We start from the raw sequence: 20,556 nt of genomic DNA, 5'->3' as shown, positions 1-20,556 counted from the left end.
GCCCGTCGAAGCCTTGTCAACCACCTGCGCGCGAACCCTTTGACAAGCGCAGGGTGAACGGGGTCATGTGTTGGCTCGTTGCTTGAGCCAACGCATCAAACGGCCCACCACGGGCAGTTTTTCGTAGAGCTCTTCCGCCGCGTCCCAGTAGTCGCGGTGGTCTTTGATCAAGCCGTCGTCCGTCAACACGAGGTGCGAACCACCGCGCACCACCTGCTCGGTGGAGGTGTCGAAGCGCTTGAAGCGGAAGCGGAACTCCCACACCAGGAAACACTGCGCGCCGTCCACGATGCGGCTGCTCACCACGAAGCGCGGCCCGTGCAGGCTCTCGAACATGTGGCCGAAGATGCGCTCGATGGCCGGGATGCCGCGCACCTCGTTGAACGGGTCCTTGAAGCGCGCATCCGCTGTGTAGAACTCACCGATGCGGTGCACCGACTGGGACGAGATCGACTCGAAGTACTCGCAGATGCGGTCCACCGCAGCGCGCGCCGAGGTGCTCACAGGCCAGTGGCCCGCCGCACGGCAGGGAAGTAGACGCGGTAGGGCAGCAGGCGCATGAACTTCATCCAGCGCGTGAAGCGCTTGGGGTAATGCACCTCAAACACGCCCCGGCCCCAGTCCTCGATCATGGCCTGCGCAGCCTGCGGCGGCGTGATCAGCGCGGGCATGGTGAAGTCGTTCTGCGCGGTCAGCGGCGTCTGCACGAAGCCGGGGTGCACCACGCTCACGCCCACGCCCAGTGGCTCCAGGTCCAGGTAAAGGTTTTCGGCCAGGTTGGTGAGTGCGGCCTTGGTCGGGCCGTAGGCCAGGCTCTTGGGCAGGCCGCGAAAGCCCGCCACGCTGCTGATGAGGCTGATGTGGCCCCGACCGCGCGCGCTCATGGCCGGCACCACCGCGTCGAGCACGCGCAGAGCGCCCAGGTAGTTGATGTCCAGATGCCGTTTCAGGTCGGCCATGTCCATCTCGGTGGCGCGCATCTCGCGGTAGTGGCCGGCGCAGTACACCACGAGATCGAGCGGCCCCTGCGCCAGGATCTCTTGCGCGGTGGACGTGACGGCGGCGGCGTCGGTCACGTCCAGTGGCCAGGCCTGAGGGCTCAGACCGTGCTGCGGCGGGTGGTTGAGCACAAAGCGCTGGAGTGCGTCATGGCTGCGCGCTGACACCAGCACCTGCGCGCCGCGCGCGTGCAAGGCCGACGCCGTGGCCTCGCCGATGCCGCTGGAGGCGCCCACCAACCACACGCGCAGGCCGCGCCAGTCGGTGATGGGTGGGTTCATGGGCTTGAACAGCGAGAAGCCGCGCGGGGCCGCGGCCACGGCGGTTGCATGGGCGGGTGATTCGACGAATGCGCGTGGCGTGCTCATTGGTCAACCTTTGTGCTGCGCACTGCGGTGCGAGCTGGCTTGGGGCGGCCCGGCGCTGAGCTCATGGTGCGCGCCTCACGAACGACAGCGTGACCTCACCCAGGCGCACGCCGAACTTGCTCATCTCGGCCTTGTTGAGCATCACGCGCGAATCCATCAGGTACATCCAGTCGTCGAACTGCACTTCATAGGTCTTTCCGTCCACCGGCAAGAGCAAGGTGTAGCCCCAGCGGAAGGCGTTGCCTTTCTGTTCGCCGCGCGCTTCACCCACCACGTCGTCGGCACGGCCACTGAACTGGCCGTTACCCATGTGCTTCATGCGCCAGACGCGTTTGCCGGTGGTGCCGTCGCTGTAGCTGAAGGTTTCGTCCAGCACGCCGTCGTCGCCGTTCCAGGTGCAGACCATCACCACGGTGAAGCGTTTGACCACAGCCCCCGAGCGGTCGGTGAAAACGCCGTAGGCATCCAGCGTGCCGTTGAAATAGGTGCGCAGGTCGAGCAGCGGCTTTTCACTGGCGTACTGGCCGACCTGTGGGCCAGCGCAGCCCGCGAGGGCAGCGGCGGAAGTGATGCCGGCGGCGAGCAACAGTCGTCTTTGCATGGGGTGGTCTCAGGAGGGAAAGGAGGTCTGGGGCACGGGGCCAGAGCGTTCGGGGCGGATCACGAGCGCGTAGAGCGCACCGCCGGCCAGCAGCTTGAGCGCGCAGGGCAGCAGGCAGTAGGCGATGGTCAAGGTCTGCAGCGCGGCCGGATCGCGCGCACCGGGCTCGTAACCGAACCAGGCCAGCAGCGGCAGGGCCAGGCCCGCGGCCAGGGCCAGGTTGAGCTTGGTGGCGAAGTTCCACCAGCCGAAGTAGGCGCCCTCGCGCTGGCCGCGTTCGCCCAGCTGGCCAATCAGGCCCGCGAGCATGGCGCCGGGCAGGGTGAGGTCGGTGCCCAGGGCCATGCCCGAGAGCGCACACACGACGAGGAAGGGCAGCACGTCGCCCGCGCCCAGCGTGGCGGCCCAGATGAACACCGCCACCGCCAGCGCCATGCCCGCCAGCCAGGTGCGCGCCAGCCCGAGGCGGCCCACCAGCCGCACCCACAGCGGGATCGACAGCGCCGCGCACAGAAAGTAGGTGGCGAGGAATGCGGGTTCCACCGAAGGCGAGGCCTGCAGCCGGTCCTGAACGAAGAAGAGCACCAGCGTGGCGGGCACGGCGCTGGCGGTGCCGTTGATGACGAACACAGCGAGCAAGCGCAGGAACGCGGGTTGGCGCAGGGGCGACGGGCCCAGGCGCAGGGCTGGCCCTGCTGCTTTCAGCGCAATGGGTGTGGCCGACCGGCTCCAGACCCACCAGCCCAGCGTGAGCAGCACGGCGAAGGTGGACACGGTGGCACCCAGGCCCAGCGTGGTCGGCAGCACGGCAGCGATCAACACGCCCAGCAACGAGAGGCCTTCGCGCCACGCCACCACGCGGCTGCGCTGCGCTTCGTTGCCGCCCAGGCGCGCGCCCCACGACTGGTGCGCCACCGCCACCACGCTGTACGCGGTGTAGGTGATGGCCATGAGCAGCCCTGCCCAGGCCAACAGCACGGTGGTGCCGGCGGCGATCACGGCGCCGGGTGGAAACAGCAGACCCCACAGGCCAAACGCGAGCACCACGGCCGCCACGGCCGAGGCGCCGAGCACGGCCGCGATGGAGCGCGCAAAGAGGCGGTCGCACCAGCGGCCGATGATCGGGTCGAGCACCGCGTCCACCAGCCGGGCGGCCAGCAGCACCAGGCCCAGCAAGGCCAGCGGCGCGCCGAATTCGCGCGCGTAGTGGTTGGGCAGGATGACGTACAGCGGCAGTGCCACGAAAGCCAGTGGCAGGCCGAGCAGGCCATAGCCCAGGCCGTGTCGCCAGGCGCCCGCGCCCATGAAGCGCGCGGCCGGTTCCTGTGCAGGGGCCGCCGCAAGGCTCATCGCGTTGTTCCGGCAATGCCCTGGATCAGCGTCTCGCGCATGCGCGGCTGCGAGGTCTTGGTTGAAAGCCAGATGCCGAAGAAGAGGCGCGAGAAGGCGTCGTCCGCTACCTCGCCGAGCAGTTTGCCGTTCAGATAAAAACGCGCACCGCTGCCGGGCACGTGCACACCGGTGATGCGGTCGCCGCGCTTCACGTCGGGGAAAAGCTTGCTCATGGCCTGCGTCCAGCGCGTGGCCTGGGCCGGCTCGATGGCGGCCAGGCCTTTCATTTCGTCGATCGAGCGTTCGGCGATGTCGGCGCCCTTGAAGTCGCGCAGGTAGGCCAGCTCCAGGCCGAAGCGCTGGCTCTCGAACTGGCGCGCGTCGAAACCCGGCAGCGCCCAGAGGCTGGCGTCGTACACGTCGAAGCCCCAGTAACGCAGGCGTGCCTTGCCCACCGGGGTCTTGTCTTGCAAGGCCGCACTCAGTGTCGGTTCGGGCGCTGTCGCCTGCGCGTTTGCCGGCAGCAGGTTCATGCAGCCGACCGCCAGCACGAGGGCAGCAGAGACGGTGTGCAAGACAGGGCGGTTCACGGCATCACCCTCAGGCGGGTTTGCGCAAGGTGTACTGGACCACGTCGGTGTTGCCCTGCTCGAACGCAGCTTCACAGTACGCCAGGTAGAACTCCCAGATGCGCAGGAAGCGCTGGTCGAAGCCGAGCTGCAACACGCGCTCCTGCTCGTGCAGGAAGCGTTCGCGCCAGAGGGCCAGTGTGCGCGCGTAGTCCAGGCCGAAGGCGAATTCGTCCACCACCTCCAGGCCTGCCTTGGCTGCCTGCGCTCGGAATTCGCTCGGACACGGCAGGCAACCGCCGGGGAACACGTATTGCTGGATGAAGTCGGTGCCCTTGATGTAGCGCTCGAAGTGCGCGTCGTCGATCACGATGCTTTGCACGCAGGCCTTGCCACCCGGCTTGAGCAGGCGCGACACCGTATGGAAGTAGGTGGGCCAGTACTCGCGCCCCACGGCCTCCACCATCTCGATCGAGCAGATCGCGTCGAACGGCGCGTCGTTGATGTCGCGGTAGTCTTGCAGGCGGAGATCGGCGCGGTCCGCGCGACCGATGCGCTGCATGCGCCCGTTCGCAAATTCGAGTTGTTCGGTGGACAGCGTGACGCCGGTGATGTGGGCGTCGAACTCGGTGGTCGCCTTCTCGGCCAGCGCGCCCCAGCCACAGCCGATTTCCAGCACGCGGTCGCCGGGCTTCACGTCGGTCATGCGCAGCGCGCGGCGCACCTTGGCGTGTTGCGCGGCTTCCATGGTCTGCTCGGGCGTCTCGAACCAGGCCGACGAGTAGTTCATCGTGTCGTCCAGCCACAGGCCGTAGAACGCGTTGCCCAGGTCGTAGTGCGCGTGGATGTTCTTGCGGCTGTTGGTCTTGCTGTTGCGATTGAGCAGGTGCTTGATGCGGTAGGCAAAGCGGCCCAGCCACGAGCCGTAGATCACGTCTTCGACCTCGCGCCGGTTGGCCACCAGCAGCGAGAGCAGCGCCGGCAGGTTGGAGGTGGTCCAGTCGCCAGCGATATAGGTCTCGGCAAAACCGATGTCACCCGACTTGAGCGAGGCCGAGCACACGGCCCAGTTGTTGAGCTTCATGCTCGCGTGGGGGCCGTCGGCCTGGCCGAAGCGCTGCACCGAGCCGTCGGGCAGTTGCAGCGTGAGGCTGCCGTGCACCAGGCGCTGCAGCAGCTGCAGCGTAGTGCGCGCAGCCGCAGGGGCGTTGCGTGGCAGCGAAAACCCGGCGGGGCTGGTGGAGGCGGTGGTGCTGTTCATGGATGGCTGTGTTCGGCGTTCACGGAAGTCGCGGGCAGGGTTGCTGCCGAGACAAATTCGCCCGGTGCGGGCGGCTGGCGGAAAAAGGGAGCGCGCTTGATCCACAGGCGCACGGCCTGCCAGTGGATGCGGGCCATGACGCCGAAGGTCATGGCGGGGTAAGTCCACAGCGCGCGGCGCAGGCTGCGCGCATTCAGCGGTTGCAGATCGCCGCTCACGCTGGTGTTGAGCAAGGGTTGGCCGCCGGCGTCGCCGCCGGCGTCGTCAAAGTAGTCGATGCGGGCCACGGTTCGGGGCCAGGCGTGGTGCGTGGTGCTCTCGGCGCGCATGAAGACAAAGCGGTAGCGCCCGCGCACCGGGCAGAACGGAGACACATGGAACACCTTGGTGGCTTCACAGGGCTGGCCGTAGCGCGGTGCATCGAGCAGGTAGCAGTGGCGCTCACCAAAGGTGTTGTTCACCTCGGCCAGCACCGCGCGCAAGCTGCCGTCGGCGCGGTGGCAATACCAGAAGCTCACCGGCTTGAAGGTGTAGCCGAGCACCCGCGGGTAGGTGTGCAGCCACACCTCGCCCTGCGCATCAAGAATGCCGTGCTGCTGCAGCAACTCGTCGAGCCATTGCAGGCTGTCCGCGCGGCCGTCGCCGTGGTCGGCGTCGTGAAAGCTGAGTGCTGCGCCACGGTTGCGCGCCAGCGCGCCGGGACCCTGGCTGCGCAGGCTGCGCATGGGCAGCATCAGGAAATAGGTGGGGTAGGCGAAGGCGTTGCGTTGTGGGCGGTGCCGGGTGTGACGCACCTGGCCAAAGCCGATCTGCGCGACCGGCGCGGTGTTCACGCAAACACCCCGGGCAACGCGGCGCGCTGAGCATCGGTACCCCGGGTCACGGGAACCAGGTGGTGCGCATCGATCAGCGCACGCGCCGCGTGTAAACCCGATTTCAAGCCGTCTTCATGGAAGCCGTAGCCGGTCCACGCGCCTGCAAAGTACGTGTTGAGCTGGCCTTGCAGGGCCGGCACGCGGGCCTGCGCGCGGATGGCGGCCAGGTCAAACACCGGGTGGTCGTAGGCGTACTCGCCCACCACGTGTTTCGCAGCGATCTCGCGCTGGGGATTGAGCGACACCACCACCGGCTGCGCTACAGGCAGCGGCTGCAGGCGGTTGAGCAGGTAGTGCAGGCAGACCTGGGCGGACTCCACGCCTTGGCTGGGCGCACGTTCGTAGTTCCAGGCGGCCCAGGCGCGCTCGCTCCGGGGAAGCACCGAGGCGTCGGTGTGCAGCACGGCGCGGTTGGGCTGGTAGCGGATGGCGCCGAGCACCTCTCGCTCGTCAGCTGAGGCTTCACCACCGAGCAGGCGCAAGGCCTGGTCGCTGTGGCAGGCCAGCACGATGGCATCAAAGCGCTCGACGCGGCCGTCGCTGACCACGCGCACACCCTGGCCGTCGCGCAGCACCCGCTGCACCGGGGTGGACAGGCGCTTGTCGGTGATGCGGGCGGTGATCTTGTCCACGTACTGGCGAGCGCCACCGTCCACCGTGTACCACTGCGGCCGGTTGGTCACCTGGATCAAGCCGTGGTTATGGCAGAAGCGGACCATCGTGGCCACCGGGAAGGCCAGCATCTGGTCGGTCGGGCAGCTCCAGATGCAGCCCATCATGGGCAGGAAATACCAGTCGCGGAACTCGTCGGAAAAACCCTGCGCCTTGAGGAAGTCGCCCAGCGGTTGCAGCAGCGGGCTGTTGTCGCGCAGGTCTTCGCCCTGCTCGGCCAGCCGGGTCGTGATGCGGTTGAAGCGCACGATGTCGGCCAGCATGCGCAGGAAGCGCGGGTTGACCAGGTTGCGGCGCTGGGCAAACACGGTGGAGAGGTTGCAGCCGCTCCATTCCAGAGGGCCGCCGCCGGGTGCTGCGCCGGGGGCCTGCACCGAAAACGACATGTCCGACTTGGCGATCGGTACCTCAAGCTGGGCAAACAGCGCCAGCAAGTTGGGGTAGGTGCGCTCGTTGAGCACCAGGAAACCGGTGTCCACCCCGAAGGTGGTGGCCACGCCCTGCGCGTTGGGCAGGGTCATGTCGACCGTGTGGGTGTGGCCGCCGAAGTAGTCGCCCGCCTCAAAAAGCGTGATGTCGGCCAGGCCGTGCAGGGTGTGGGCGGCGGCCAGCCCGGAAATTCCGGAGCCGACGATGGCCACGCGAGGCGGGTGGGTGGTGGTGGGTGTGTGGCCGGCCGGGGCGCTATGGGGGTCCGTGTACATGGTCGGACCTCAGTGCACGCCGGCGGCGGCGGGGATACAAAAGACTGCGAAGCGCCCCGAAACGAACAAGGGAGGGAGGGAGGAGGAAGAGAAGCGCCTCGGGATTACAGCCGGATCGCGGGGACCTGGCAGGCTTCGCAGTGCAAAACGGAATTCGGTGGTCAGCCCTTGAACCGACCTGAAGGCTGAGAGAAAAACGGACGCCAGAAAGTTCCACGCGGTCCCTTTGGGTGGGCTTTTCAGGTCGGAATCTGGGGCTGACATGGTGGTCGTGTTGGGCAAAATAGACTGAACGGTTTTATTGTGACTGAGCGGTCACGATTTGGTGGACAAAAATCGCTCGATATCCTTGATGAAGGCAGGGTTTTTGGGGTCGAGCGCGCTCGGGTAGCTGCGAACGGCCTGCCCGTCTCGCCCGATCAGGTACTTGTGGAAGTTCCACTGCGGGCTCTCGCCGGTCTTTTGCGCCAGCTGCTTGAACAGTGGATTGGCTTCACGCCCGATCACGCTGGTCTTGCTGAACATCGGGAATTTCACGCCGAAGGTGTTCTCGCAGAAGTCGGCAATCGCCTGGTTGTTGCCCGGCTCCTGGCGGCCGAAGTCGTTGGCCGGAAAGCCCAGCACCACCAGCCCCTGCGGCTTGTACCTGGCGTACAGCGCCTCCAGACTTTCGTATTGGCTGGTGAAGCCGCAGAAGCTCGCGGTGTTGACCACCAGCACCACCTGCCCGCTGTACTGGCACAGTGACTGCGGCTTTTCGTCCTGCAGACGATCAAAGCGGTGCTGCAGCAGCGCCGGACAGGCGGTGCTGGTGGCCGCTGGCGTCAATGCCTGCGCCTGCGCCACCGGGCTCAACAGCCAGCCACTGGCGGCCAGGCACAACGTGACCAGTTGCTGGGAGAAACGGACATTGCCGTGGACAAGCACTCTATTCATGACAAAAACTCCATAATCTGGCGAAACATTGGATCATTTGTCCATGACAACTTCAAGCTCTGAAACCCCTGCCTGGCACGCGATCGCCGATGTCGAACGCGACACGGGCCTGTCCAAGGACACGCTGCGGGTGTGGGAGCGGCGCTATGGCTTTCCCACGCCGGCGCGCGATGCCCTGGGGGAGCGTCAGTACGACAACGACCAACTGATCCGCCTGCGCCACATCCGGCGTCTCATCGATGCCGGGCATCGGCCCGGGCGGGTGGTCGCACTGTCACTTGAAGAACTCGTTGCATTGGATACGCAGCGGCGGGCCGGGCGGATTCAACCCGCGAGCGGCCCAACCGAGACCACTTCGACACCTCCAGCCTCCGGTGAGGCAGGCTTGGCCATGGACCACTGGATGCAGATGCTGCGCTGCCAGGACGCGCACGGCCTGCGCCAGGCGCTGGCCCAGATGCTGCTGGAGCGCGGCCTGGCGCGCCTGATCACCGAGTGCGTTGCGCCCATGAACGTGCAGGTCGGCCAAGCCTGGCTTGAAGGCCGGCTGGCGGTGTTTGAGGAGCACCTCTACACCGAGATTGTGCAGTCGGTGATGCGCCAGGCACTGGGCCAGCTGGCGCAGGCGCGTGCACCGGTGCCACCGCGCATCCTGCTCACCACGCTGCCTGGCGAAGTGCACGGTCTGGGCCTGCTCATGGCCGAATGCTTCATGGTGCTGGAGGGTTGCCACACGGTCCCGCTGGGCGTGCAGACGCCGCTGCCCGACATCGTGAGCGCTGCCGCCAGGAGCGGCGCCGACATCGTGGCGCTGGGCTTCACCGCTTCGCAGAACCCGCGCGACGTGCGCGCTGCGCTTGACCAGCTGCGCGAGCGCCTGCCACCCCAGGTGGAGCTCTGGGCCGGTGGCCAGTGCCCGGCGCTCTACAAGCCACAGCGTGGCCGGCCCGTGGGTGCCGCCCCGGGGTTTTTCCCCATGGAGCGCCTGCAAGACATCCAGATCGGTGTGGCCCGCTGGCGGGCACACGCCCACGCGGACGTGGCATGAGCGGTTTCAAAGGCAACAAGGCCGCGCTGCCGCAGAAGCCCTGCGCCGCCTGTGGCCGCCCCATGACCTGGCGCAAGAAGTGGGAGCGCAACTGGGAACAGGTGAAGTACTGCAGCGACCGCTGCCGCGCCCAGGCGGGGAAGAACGTTTCATGAGCGCGCCCCTGCCGCTCCCCACCCCCCTGCGCCGGCTGGTGCTGGTGCTGGGTGACCAGCTCTGGCTCGGCAATCCGGCGCTGGCCGGTTTCGATCCCGCACAGGATGCAGTGCTCATGATTGAAGCCCCCGGCGAAGCCAGCCACGTGTGGAGCCACAAGGCGCGCATTGCGCTGTTTCTGTCGGCCATGCGGCATTTCCGCCAGACGCTGCTGGTCAGGGGCCTGCCCCTGCGCTACGTGGCTTTGGACGATGCGGCCCTGGACCAGCCGGCCACAGCCACGCTGCCCGCGCGCCTGCAGCGCGTGCTGGACGAGCTCCGGCCTCAAGCCTTGTGGATGTGCGAGCCCGGCGAGTGGCGATTGCAGCAGGACATTGAAGCGACGGCAGCAACGGCGAACGTGCCGTTGCGCGCGTTCGACGACACCCATTTCTTCTGCAGCCGCCAGCGCTTCGCACGCTGGGCCAGCGGCCGCAAGGAGTGGCGCATGGAGTTCTTCTACCGCGAAATGCGCCGCGAGCACGGCGTGCTCATGGAAGGCGGCCAGCCCGTGGGCGGCCAGTGGAATTTCGACGTCGACAACCGCAAGAGCTACCCCAAACAGGGGCCGGGGCTGATCACACCGCCCGCGCAGTTCGAGCCCGATGCCACCACACGCGAGGTGCTCGACCTCGTGCGATCGCGCTTTGCCGATCACCCCGGTGAGCTCAAGAGCTTCGCCTGGCCTGTCACGCCCGAGCAGGCGCGCGAGGCGCTGCGGCATTTCGTGTCAGAGCGGCTGGAGATGTTCGGCACCTACCAGGACGCCATGTGGACCAGAACGCCGTTTGGCTGGCACTCGCTGCTCTCGGTGGCGCTCAACCTGCACCTCATTGATCCGCGCGAGGTGGTGGCGGCGGCCGAAGCCGCCCACCGGGACCGTGGCCTGCCGCTGGCCAGCGTGGAGGGATTCATCCGCCAGGTGCTGGGCTGGCGCGAATTCATCCGCGGCGTGTACTGGATGGACATGCCGGGCATGAAGACCGCCAACCACTTCGATCACCGCCGCGATCTGCCGGCTTGGTACTGGAGCGCACAGACCCACTTGGCCTGCATGAAGGATGCTGTGGGCCAGACGCTCGAACACGGCTACGCGCACCACATCCAGCGCCTCATGCTCACCGGCCAGTTCGCACTGCTGGCCGAGGTGAACCCGCAGCAGGTTGCCGACTGGTACCTCGCGGTGTACGTGGACGCGATCGAGTGGGTTGAACTGCCCAACGTGGCCGGCATGGCGCTGTTTGCCAACGGCGGGCGCTTCACGAGCAAGCCCTATGTGGCCAGCGGCCAGTACATCGACCGCATGAGCGACCATTGCAAAGGGTGCCGCTACCAGCCTGCGCAGCGCGTCGGCCCACAGGCTTGCCCCGTGACCACGCTCTACTGGAACTTTCTCGATCGCCACGAGACCGAACTCGCAGCGAATCCGCGTTCAGCTCTGATGGTGAAAAACCTGCAGCGCCTGGACGCCAGCGAGCGCCAGGCGATCCGGGACCAGGCCGCCTTGACCCTCGCCCGGCTCGGTGATTTGTAAGCACCGCAGCTCACCTGCCGCATAGAATGCGGCCGTACCGAAAGGCCACCATGCTCTATCCCGAACTCTTCAAACAACTCGAATCCGTGCGCTGGGACATGGACAAGGACATCCCCTGGGACCAGTTCGACGCCAACGCCCTGACCGACGAGCAGGCGCAGACGATCAAGATGAACGCGATCACGGAATGGGCCGCGTTGCCGGCCACCGAGATGTTCCTGCGCGACAACCGCGACGACTCCGACTTCTCCGCCTTCATGTCGATCTGGTTCTTTGAAGAACAGAAACACTCGCTGGTGCTCATGGAGTACCTGCGCCGCTTCCGGCCCGAACTAGTGCCCACCGAGCAAGAGTTGCACGACATCCGATTCGAGTTCGATCCGGCCCCGCCGCTGGAAACGCTCATGCTGCATTTCTGCGGCGAGATCCGCCTGAACCATTGGTACCGCCGAGCCAGCGAATGGCATTCGGAGCCGGTTATCAAGAAGATCTACGCCACGCTGAGCCAGGACGAGGCCCGCCACGGTGGTGCCTACCTGCGCTACATGAAGCGCGCCATCGGCAAGTTCGGCGACGAGGCGCGCGTGGCATTTGCCAAGGTGGGCGTGCTGATGGCGAGTGCCCGCCGCACCGCACAGGCCCTGCACCCGACCAACCTGCATGTGAACAAGGACCTGTTCCCCAAAGACACCATCCAGAGCCGCCTGCCCAACCCGGAGTGGCTGGAACACTGGCTGGACAAGCAGATCGATTTCGATGCCGTGTGGGAGAACCGCGTGGTCGACCGCATCCTGCACAACATGAGCCTGCTGATGGAGCAGAGCTTCAAGACAGTGCAGGAACTCAACCGCTTTCGCAAGTCGCTGACGCCGGCCGCCGTGGTGGCGCCGGTCTGAGTGCACTGCACCCCAGCAAAAAGCCCGTCTTCAATGAACTGCACCCCAAAAGTTGGACATCGATCCAACCTTTGGGGTGTTTTTCATGGCGAGACATGATGAGAGCTTCAAGCTCGAAGTGGTACAGAGATACCTTTCGGAATCTTCGGGCGCACGAGCGATAGCGTTGCGATACGGGCTGGACCACGGGACAGTGCGCCGTTGGGTGGAAGGGTATCGCCTGCATGGAATGGAAGGGCTGCGCAAGAAGTTCAGCCACTACGACGAGCAGTTCAAGTTGAACGTGCTACGCCGGATGTGGCGAGAGGAGCTGTCGTGCCGCCAGGTGACGGCGCTGTTTGACATACGCGGCGGGCAGGGCGTCGTATCGGCGTGGGAGCGTCAGTATCATGAGGGTGGTATAGATGCCCTCAAGTCCAAACGACGACGCGGCCCGAAGTTGATGACAGCGCCCAAGCCACCCGATCCCCCGCCACCGCATGCCAACGATGCGCGCACGCTGGACGCGCTGCGCCAGGAAAACGAATACCTGCGCGCGGAGGTGGCGTACCTAAAAAAATTGGATGCCTTGGTTCGAGTGAATCGGCAAGCTGCGCAGAAAAAGCGCAAGCCGTGATCGAACTGAGGCTGGACTACCCGTTGCCCGCGCTGCTCAAGGCCGCAGGGCTCTCGCGCAGCACGTTCTACTACCAGGCAAAAGTGCTTGAGGCCGGCGACAGGTACGCTGGGTTGAAAACTCGTATCCGTGCCATCTACGAGCGCCACAAGGGCCGCTACGGATATCGGCGCATCACTGCCGCCCTTTGCCATGCAGGCGAGGCCGTCAACCACAAAACCGTACAGCGTCTGATGCAGGGTCTTGGCCTGAAATCCCTGGTGCGACCCAAGAAGTACCGCTCCTACCGTGGCCAGCTCGCCGCAGCTCCCAATCTGCTCAATAGGCAATTCGCGGCTAGCGGGCCGAACCAGAAATGGGTGACGGATGTGACCGAGTTCAATGTCCAGGGCGACAAGCTCTACCTGTCCCCGGTGATGGACCTCTACAACGGGGAAATTGTGGCCTACGAGATGCTCGAGCGCCCCGTCTTCCCGTTGGTGAGCCGCATGCTGAAGAAGGCGCTGGCGCGGCTCTCGGACCGGGATAGGCCCTTGCTGCACTCCGATTAGGGCTGGCAGTACCAGATGCCAGCGTACCGACGCCAACTCATCGATCATGGACTGAAACAAAGCATGTCGCGCAAGGGCAACTGTCTGGACAATGCTGCGATGGAGAGCTTCTTCGGCACGCTGAAAAGCGAGTTCTTCTACCTCAACAAGTTCGCAAGCATCAAGCAACTCCAGCAAGGCCTGCACCGCTACATCCACTACTACAACCACCATCGCATCAAGCTCAAACTAAAAGGCCTGAGCCCAGTTCAGTACCGGATTCAGGCCTTGAGCAGCTAATCAATAACCGTCCAACTTATTGGGGTCAGTTCATTCAAGACGGGCTTTTTGCTGGACGCCTGAGATGCGTCAGGCGTTCACGGCAGGACCCAGCACGTGGTCCCACAGTGCGCGCACCGCAGCCGCGGATGCTTCCACCGATGCCGCGTCCACCTGCGTGGGCGCTTCGTCCAGCCGCGCGCGGTGCTGAATCTGGCGCAGCTCGCGGTAGGCCGTGGCCGCGGCTTCACCCATGCCGGGGGTGAGCAGACCGGTGGCCTCGGCGCGGCGCAGGAGGCTGATGTTGCCGATGTTGGCGCGCAGCTCGGGGTGGGTGCGCGAATGCAGCAACACCAGGTACTGCACGGCAAACTCCACATCCACCATGCCGCCGGGGCTGTGCTTCACATCGAAACGGGTGCCGCGCACCGGGTGCGCCTGGCGCACTTTCTCGCGCATGGACACGATCTCGCGCGCCAGCGAATCGCCATCGCGCAGCGCGGTGATCACGTCTTCACGCACTTCGTCGAAGCGGCCGGCCAGGGCCACGCTGCCGAGCACGAACCGCGCACGTGTCATGGCCTGGTGTTCCCAGGTCCAGGCGGTGTTGCTGCCGCGCTGCTGCTGGTAGTTGGTGTAGGCCTGGAAGCTGGTCACCAGCAGACCCGAATTGCCGTTGGGGCGCAGCGCGGTGTCGATCTCGAACAGGTCACCCTCGCCGGTTTTCACCGTGAGCCAGTTGATCATCTTGCGAACGAAGGCGGCGTAGATCTCGCCGGCGTTCTCGTGCTCGTCTTCGTACACGAACACGATGTCGAGGTCGCTGCCGTAGCCCAGTTCCTTGCCGCCAAGCTTGCCGTAGCCAATGATGGCGAACGCCGGCTCGTCGCGGTGGCGGTTCTTCAGGCGCGCCCAGCACCAGCGCGCGGTCAGGCGCAGCACCGAGTCGGCCAGGGCCGACAGGTCGTCGGCCACCTGCTCGACCGTGAGCACTTTCTCCAGATCGCGCGCGAGCGTGCGGAACACCTCGGCGTGGTGTGCGCGGCGCAGCAGGTTGAGCAGCGCCTCGTCGTCGTCTTCGCCGGTGGAGTGCAGCGCAGCGCGGCGCGATTCGAGTTCGGACTCGAACTGGGCCGCATCGAAGCGGTCGGTGAGCAGTTGCTGGCTGGCCAGTTCGTCGATCACGCCGGGGTGCTGCAGCAGGTAGCGCGCGGGCCACTTGGCCGCGCCCAGCAGGCGCAGCAGCCGCTCGTGCACCGAGGGTCTCTCCTGCAGCAGGGCGAGGTAACTGTCACGGCGCAGCAGCGGCTCGATCCAGTCGGCCATGCGCAGGGCAGCCTCTTCGCTCACGCGGCCTTCTTCAAGCCAGGCCCCGGTGCGCTGCACCAGGCGCACCAGCCGCAGTCGGCTGTCTTCCTTGAGGGCAAGCACGCGCGGGTGTTCGCGCCACTGCGCGACCTTGGCGGCAAATGCCACCGGCAACTGAGCCAGCACGCCCTGCAGATCGTCGGCCGAGCTGCCCGGTGCGCCGCCGTTCTTGCCGTTGCAACCCTTGCCGTTGCAGCCCCCGTTGGTGGGGCCGCCCAGCAGCGTGTCGAACTCCTGCGCCACCAGTTCGCGGTGGGCGTCGAGTGTGTGCAGGAACTCGCACACATTGGCGCAGCCCATGGTGGCGGCCAGCCACTCGAGGTCGTCGTCGCGCGTGGGCATCACATGGGTTTGCTGATCGTCCAGGTACTGGATGCGGTGCTCGACCCGGCGCAGGAAGCGGTAGGCCTCGGCCAGCGCGTCGGCCGAGGCTTGCGGCATGAGGCCGGCGCGGCTCAGGCGCGGCAGGGCATCGAGCGTGGGCCGCGTGCGCAGCTCGGGGAACTGACCGCCGCGCACCACCTGCAGCAGCTGCACGGTGAACTCCACCTCGCGGATGCCGCCGCGCGACAGCTTCACATCGTTGGCGCGGCCCGGGTTGCCCGCCGCGCGCTTGGATGCGTGGTCGCGGATCTGCCGGTGCAGCGTGCGCAGTGCCTCGAACACACCGTAGTCGAGGTAGCGGCGGAACACGAAGGGCAGCACGGCGCTGCGCAGGGCGTTGGCGCCACCGGCCGCCACGCAGGCCGCCGGTGCGATGACGCGGCTCTTGAGCCAGGCAAAACGCTCCCACTCGCGGCCCTGCACCAGGAAATATTCTTCGAGCGCGCCGAGCGACACTGCGCTCGGGCCCGAGTTGCCGTTGGGCCGCAGGGCCAGGTCGACACGAAACACGTTGCCGTGTTCGGTGGTTTCGCCCACGGTGTTGTAGATGTGCTTGACCGCCTTGCCGAAATACTCGTGGTTGCTGATGCGGTTGCGGCCCTGGGCGTTGCCGGCGGTTTCGCCATCGTGGTCGTACACATAGATCAGGTCGATGTCGCTCGACACATTGAGCTCGCGCGCGCCCAGCTTGCCCATGCCCACCACCCACATCTGGGCACGCACGGTCTGCCCCTGGGCATCGATGTGCTGGGGCGCGCCGAACAGGTCGTCGAGTTCGTGGAAGGCCAGCTCGCAGGCCACATCGAGTGCGATCTCGGCCAGTTCGGTCACGGCCCGCGTGACCGCCTGCAGGGACGCGCCGTGCTCGCAGTCCAGCACCACCAGCCGCTCCAGCACCAGCTGGCGCAACACCCGCAGGGCCGCCGGCTTGGGCAGGCCACGCTGGACCAGGGTGGCGAGGCCGGCTTGCATGGTGGCGCGCTCCGGGGCGCCCTCGGGCAGGCAGACAAGCTCGTCGGGGTAGCGCCGGCGCACCCGCTGCACGAAACGTGAATGGTCTGCCTGGCGATTGGCCAGTGTCAGCTCAGGCAGTGCGTTCACATTTGATGACAAAGCACAAACGCCTGTGTTGGAACCCGTGAGATGCCTGGCCGTCATAATTTGCGTTGGACATGAACCATCAAAACCCGGCGCCCAGTGATACCCCCGCGTCACACGCGGGAGCCTCAAGAACCCTCAAGACATTCGCCGTGGTCAGCCGCCTGTTGCTGTGGCTGCTGCTCGGTGTCTGGGGGCTCTTCGCACTGACCTGGGCCGGTTTGAATGGCGCGATTGTGCCCCGAATCGGCGAATGGCGTCCCGACCTGGAAAGGTGGGCGACTCAGGCGGTCGGGGTACCGGTTCGCATCGGTGAGATCCGCGCCGAATCGGGTAGCAGCGTCATGGGTTTCCTGCCGGCGCTGGTGCCCTCCTTCGAGTTGCGCGATGTGCAACTCATCGATGCGCAGGGTCGCGTGGCGCTGCAGCTGCCCCTGGTGCGCACGGCGGTCTCGGTGCGCTCGCTCTGGCGGGGTGGTTTCGAGCAGGTGGTGGTTGAAGCGCCGGTGCTCGATGTGCGCCGCACCGCGCAGGGCCGCATCGAGGTGGCCGGGCTGGACATGTCGGGTCCAAGCCCGGGTGACAACGCTGCCACCGACTGGTTCTTCTCGCAGAGCGAATTCGTGATCCGCCACGGCACGGTGCGCTGGACCGACGACCTGCGCCGCCAGCCCGCGCTGGCCCTGGGTGATCTCGATTTTGTGGCCCGCAACACCGCGCGCACCCACCACTGGCGCATCGACGCCACCCCGCCGCCGGAATGGGGCGAGCGCATCAGCCTGCGCGGCCAGCTGCGCGAGCGGCTGCTCAACCTGGGCCATCGCGCCGCCGGACAGCCGGTGTGGCACGACTGGAGCGGCGAGCTGTTTGCCGACTTCACCCGCGTCGACGTGGCGCGTTTGCGGACCTATGTGGACCTGTCCGACTGGGGGGTGGAAGTGCGCACCGGCCAGGGCGCGCTGCGCGCCTGGGCCCAGGTGGACCGCGGGCAGGTGGCCGGTGTGACAGCCGACCTGGCGCTGCAGAACGTGGAGGCCCAGCTCGGGCCCCGGTTGCCCACGCTGGCGCTGGAAAATGTGCAGGGCAGGCTGGCCGCCCAGTGGGACGCCGACGGCTTTGGCGTGACATCCGAGGGCCTGAACTTTCGCACCCGCGAGGGCGAAACCTGGCCGGGTGGGCGCTTGCAGCTGCAGTACGCCGCGCCCCAGGCCAAACGGGCGAGCAGCGTGACGCTGAGCGCCGAGCAGCTCGATCTGGCCGCGCTGTCGGCCATTGCCGAGCGCCTGCCCTTGCCCGAAGCCACGCGTGGCCTGCTGCAGCGCCTCAAGCCCGAGGGCCGCATGGACGGTTTCACCGCGCGCTGGCAGGGCCCGGCCACCGCCTCCAACGAGAACCTGGAAGCCACCATCGACTGGGCGCATGGCACCTACCAGGCGCGTGGCCGGGTGCAGGGCCTGGCGCTCACGGGTGAGCCCAGCGGGCTGATGTCGGCCCGAGGCAAGTACCCGCTGCCCGGCCGGCCCGGCATCACCGGGGCCACAGTCGACTTCGACCTCACCCAGGATGGCGGGCGTGCACGCCTCACCGTGGCCGACGGCTCGGTGGAGCTGCCCGATGTGTTCGAGGAGCCGCGCATTGCGCTTCAGAGCCTGGAGGCCGACGCTTCGTGGCGGGTGCAGGGTGATCGCATCGAGGCCCAGCTGGACAACCTGAAGATGGCCAACGCCGACGCCGAGGGTACGGCCCAGGTGAAGTGGCACACCAGCGACCCGGCCACCAGCCCGTCGAAGTCGCGCTTTCCCGGTGTGCTCGACCTCACGGCCAACCTCACCCGCGCCGAAGGCACCCGGGTGTACCGCTACCTGCCGCTGACCATCGACCCCGAAGCACGGCGCTATGTGCGCGAGGCGGTGCGCGCTGGCCGTGCCGGTCAGGTGGCGTTTCGCATGCAGGGCGACATGGACGGCATGCCGTTCAGAAACGCCGGCGCCCCGAGCGAATTCCGCATCTCTGCCGATGTGAGCGACGTTGACTTCGAATACCTGCCCTCCAGCTTCCAGCCCGGCGGCTCCGCTCCCTGGGCGGGTCTGCGAGGCTTTTCGGGGCAGTTCCTGCTGGACCACCTGAGCTTGAGGGTGACGGGAGGCACATCGGGACTGGCGGGGGCCAGTGGGGTGCGATTGAGCGACGGCGTGATCGAGCTCGATGACCTGGCCGGCAACACCACGCTCACCGTCAAGGCCAAGGCGCAAGGCCTGGCCAGCGAGATTCTGAGCTTTGTGCAAACCTCGCCGCTCAATGCGATGACCAACGCCGTCCTGGCCCAGGCCCGGGTGGGTGGCACCGCGCAGGTGGGTCTGGCCCTCAAGCTGCCCCTGTTCAAATTGACGGCCTCCACGGTGGCGGGCACGGTTCAGTTCGAGGGCAACGACCTCAAGATGAGCCCGGCCGCGCCGCTGCTGGCGCGCACGCGCGGCACGCTGGCGTTCACCGAGCAGGGCTTCGTCGTGCTGGGCGGCAACACGCGCCTGTTCGGTGGTGATCTCAAGTTCGAGGGCGGTTTGCGCACCAGCGCGCAAGGCGCGGCGCGCCTGCAGTTTCGGGGTCAGGGCGTGGCCAGCGCGGAGGGTTTGCGCGACGGCGACCTGGGCGCGGTCTCGCACCTGTTCCAGAACGCATCGGGCACCGCGGCCTACACGGCGCAGCTCGGTTTTCGCGGTGGCGTGCCCGAACTGGAGGTGAACAGCAACCTGCAGGGCATGGCATTGAGCCTGCCCGCGCCGCTGGGCAAGACCGCCGAGGCCAGCCTGCCGTTGCGGCTGGAGAGTGCGGTGCTCACGCTGGCCGACGATGTGGCCCGCACCGACCGCGTGGCGCTGGATCTGGGCTCGGCGCTGGCGCCGCTGGTGGTGTTGCGGTACGAGCGCGACATCACCGGCCCGGCGCCCCGCGTGTTGCGCGGCAGCGTGGCGGCGGGACTGGAGGGCGGTGATGTGGCCCCCATGCCCGCGGCGGGTGTGGTGGGCAATCTGCGGTTCGACCAGCTCGATCTGGACGCCTGGTCGCGGCTGGCCAGCAGCTCGGGGGTGCGCGTGCCCACGCCGGCGGAGCTGAGCGCCATCGACCAGGACGCCGAGCTCAGCTACCTGCCCACCACGCTGGCGTTGCGCGCCAACCGCCTGACGCTGGAGAGTCGCACCTTCAACCGCGTGGTGGTGGGGGGCTCGCGCGAGGGCACCCAGTGGCGTGCCAACGTCACCGCCGACGAGCTCAACGGTTACGTCGAAGTGCGCCAGTCCGGTCCCAACACCGCGGGCAGCGTGTTTGCCCGGTTGGCGCGCCTGAAGCTGGAGCCCACCGTGGCCACCGAAGTGGAGCAGCTGCTGCGCCAGCCCACCAGCGTGCCCGCGCTCGACATTGCGGTGGAGGACCTGGAGGTCTCCGGGCGCCGGCTGGGTCGCGTCGAGGTGGAGGCCATCAACCGCGGGGGGCCGACCCGCGCGGGCGAATGGCGACTGACCAAGCTCAAGCTCGGCGTGCCCGAAGCCCGCTTGAGCGCCACCGGCAACTGGGCGCCGCTGTCGGCATCTGGCCGCCCGCAGGAGCAGCGCCGCACGGCGCTGAGCTTCCGGCTCGATGTGGACGACTCTGGCGCGCTGCTCGAACGCTTCAACCGCCCGGGCCTGGTGCGCGGCGGCAAGGGCCGCATCGAGGGCAGCATCGGCTGGCTCGGCTCGCCCCTGTCGGTGGACTACCCCACGCTGTCCGGGCAGTTGCAGGCCGATTTCGAGCGTGGCCAGTTTCTCAAGGTCGAGCCCGGCGCAGGCCGCCTGCTCGGTGTGCTCAGCCTGCAGGCGCTGCCGAGGCGCCTGGCGCTGGATTTCCGCGACGTGTTCTCCGACGGTTTCGCATTCGACTTCGTGCGCGGCGACGCGCGCATCGAGCAAGGCGTGCTGTTCACCAACAACTTGCAGATGAAGGGCGTCAACGCCGCCGTGCTGATGGAAGGCACGGCCGACCTCGCGCGCGAGCAGCAAGACCTGAAGGTGGTGGTGGTGCCCGAAATCAATGCCGGCACCGCCTCGCTGATCGCCACCGCCATCAATCCCGCCATCGGCCTGGGCAGTTTCCTGGCGCAGTTCCTGCTGCGCCAGCCACTGCAGAGCGCCGGCACGCAGCAGTTCCGCGTCACCGGCAGCTGGGCCGATCCGCAGGTGGCCAAGGTCGAGCGAGAACCACCCGCGGCAGCACCCCGAACGCCGGCCGGCACACTGCAGTAAGCTGAACCATC

15 protein-coding genes and 1 pseudogene are annotated in these 20,556 nt (G+C 67.0%); 6 read left to right on the top strand and 10 right to left on the bottom strand.

Going from position 1 to position 20,556, the window contains the following annotated elements:
• Positions 1 to 63: 63 nt before the first annotated feature.
• From F9Z44_RS20200 to F9Z44_RS20160, 9 genes are all read right to left on the bottom strand, one after another.
• The gene (locus F9Z44_RS20200; protein WP_159608464.1) at positions 64 to 504 is read right to left on the bottom strand and encodes a nuclear transport factor 2 family protein; all 441 of its coding nucleotides are present in this window, start codon (positions 502 to 504) and stop codon (positions 64 to 66) included.
• Entirely contained in the window at positions 501 to 1,280 is a 780-nt protein-coding gene (locus tag F9Z44_RS20195) for an SDR family NAD(P)-dependent oxidoreductase (RefSeq protein ID WP_201450089.1), read from the bottom strand. Before F9Z44_RS20195 ends, F9Z44_RS20200 begins: the two co-directional genes overlap by 4 nt.
• A 148-nt stretch (positions 1,281 to 1,428) precedes the next feature.
• On the bottom strand, positions 1,429 to 1,968 hold the full coding sequence (locus F9Z44_RS20190; protein WP_159608462.1) for a DUF3833 domain-containing protein: 540 nt from the start codon (positions 1,966 to 1,968) through the stop codon (positions 1,429 to 1,431).
• Between the two features lie 9 nt (positions 1,969 to 1,977).
• Positions 1,978 to 3,273, bottom strand: a complete 1,296-nt coding sequence (locus tag F9Z44_RS20185; protein WP_159608825.1) for an MFS transporter — start codon at positions 3,271 to 3,273, stop codon at positions 1,978 to 1,980.
• Positions 3,274 to 3,314: 41 nt separating this feature from the next.
• The gene (locus tag F9Z44_RS20180; protein WP_236574204.1) at positions 3,315 to 3,890 is read right to left on the bottom strand and encodes a chalcone isomerase family protein; all 576 of its coding nucleotides are present in this window, start codon (positions 3,888 to 3,890) and stop codon (positions 3,315 to 3,317) included.
• 10 nt (positions 3,891 to 3,900) lie between these two features.
• Positions 3,901 to 5,130, bottom strand: a complete 1,230-nt coding sequence (locus F9Z44_RS20175; RefSeq protein ID WP_159608461.1) for an SAM-dependent methyltransferase — start codon at positions 5,128 to 5,130, stop codon at positions 3,901 to 3,903.
• The gene (locus tag F9Z44_RS20170) at positions 5,127 to 5,963 is read right to left on the bottom strand and encodes a DUF1365 domain-containing protein (protein WP_159608460.1); all 837 of its coding nucleotides are present in this window, start codon (positions 5,961 to 5,963) and stop codon (positions 5,127 to 5,129) included. The genes F9Z44_RS20175 and F9Z44_RS20170 overlap by 4 nt, the downstream gene beginning before the upstream one ends.
• Positions 5,960 to 7,381 carry an NAD(P)/FAD-dependent oxidoreductase gene (locus F9Z44_RS20165; RefSeq protein ID WP_159608459.1) on the bottom strand — a complete coding sequence of 474 codons (1,422 nt, stop codon included), beginning with the start codon at positions 7,379 to 7,381 and terminating at the stop codon, positions 5,960 to 5,962. The genes F9Z44_RS20170 and F9Z44_RS20165 overlap by 4 nt, the downstream gene beginning before the upstream one ends.
• A 315-nt stretch (positions 7,382 to 7,696) precedes the next feature.
• Positions 7,697 to 8,317 carry a glutathione peroxidase gene (locus F9Z44_RS20160; RefSeq protein ID WP_159608458.1) on the bottom strand — a complete coding sequence of 207 codons (621 nt, stop codon included), beginning with the start codon at positions 8,315 to 8,317 and terminating at the stop codon, positions 7,697 to 7,699.
• Between the two features lie 43 nt (positions 8,318 to 8,360).
• Between F9Z44_RS20160 and F9Z44_RS20155 the strand changes: the two genes are divergently transcribed.
• The 5 genes and pseudogenes from F9Z44_RS20155 to F9Z44_RS20135 all read left to right on the top strand — a co-directional run bounded on the left by F9Z44_RS20155 (position 8,361) and on the right by F9Z44_RS20135 (position 13,436).
• On the top strand, positions 8,361 to 9,365 hold the full coding sequence (locus F9Z44_RS20155) for a MerR family transcriptional regulator (RefSeq protein WP_159608457.1): 1,005 nt from the start codon (positions 8,361 to 8,363) through the stop codon (positions 9,363 to 9,365).
• Entirely contained in the window at positions 9,362 to 9,520 is a 159-nt protein-coding gene (locus tag F9Z44_RS20150) for a DUF2256 domain-containing protein (RefSeq protein WP_159608456.1), read from the top strand. The genes F9Z44_RS20155 and F9Z44_RS20150 overlap by 4 nt, the downstream gene beginning before the upstream one ends.
• The gene (locus F9Z44_RS20145; protein WP_159608455.1) at positions 9,517 to 11,094 is read left to right on the top strand and encodes a cryptochrome/photolyase family protein; all 1,578 of its coding nucleotides are present in this window, start codon (positions 9,517 to 9,519) and stop codon (positions 11,092 to 11,094) included. The genes F9Z44_RS20150 and F9Z44_RS20145 overlap by 4 nt, the downstream gene beginning before the upstream one ends.
• A gap of 50 nt (positions 11,095 to 11,144) precedes the next feature.
• Complete coding sequence (locus tag F9Z44_RS20140) at positions 11,145 to 11,990, top strand: ferritin-like domain-containing protein (RefSeq protein ID WP_159608454.1); 846 nt, start codon at positions 11,145 to 11,147, stop codon at positions 11,988 to 11,990.
• An 85-nt stretch (positions 11,991 to 12,075) separates the two neighbouring features.
• Positions 12,076 to 13,436: pseudogene (locus tag F9Z44_RS20135) on the top strand (IS3 family transposase).
• Between the two features lie 69 nt (positions 13,437 to 13,505).
• Here F9Z44_RS20135 and glnE read toward each other — a convergent pair.
• Positions 13,506 to 16,325 carry a bifunctional [glutamate--ammonia ligase]-adenylyl-L-tyrosine phosphorylase/[glutamate--ammonia-ligase] adenylyltransferase gene (glnE, locus tag F9Z44_RS20130; protein WP_159608453.1) on the bottom strand — a complete coding sequence of 940 codons (2,820 nt, stop codon included), beginning with the start codon at positions 16,323 to 16,325 and terminating at the stop codon, positions 13,506 to 13,508.
• Between the two features lie 92 nt (positions 16,326 to 16,417).
• Between glnE and F9Z44_RS20125 the strand changes: the two genes are divergently transcribed.
• On the top strand, positions 16,418 to 20,545 hold the full coding sequence (locus tag F9Z44_RS20125) for a YhdP family protein (protein ID WP_236574202.1): 4,128 nt from the start codon (positions 16,418 to 16,420) through the stop codon (positions 20,543 to 20,545).
• Positions 20,546 to 20,556: the final 11 nt, after the last annotated feature.

The organism is Hydrogenophaga sp. PBL-H3, from assembly GCF_010104355.1.
GTDB lineage: Bacteria > Pseudomonadota > Gammaproteobacteria > Burkholderiales > Burkholderiaceae_C > Hydrogenophaga.
Note: the sequence above shows the minus strand (reverse complement) of the source record. Positions and strands in the feature narration are given on the sequence as shown.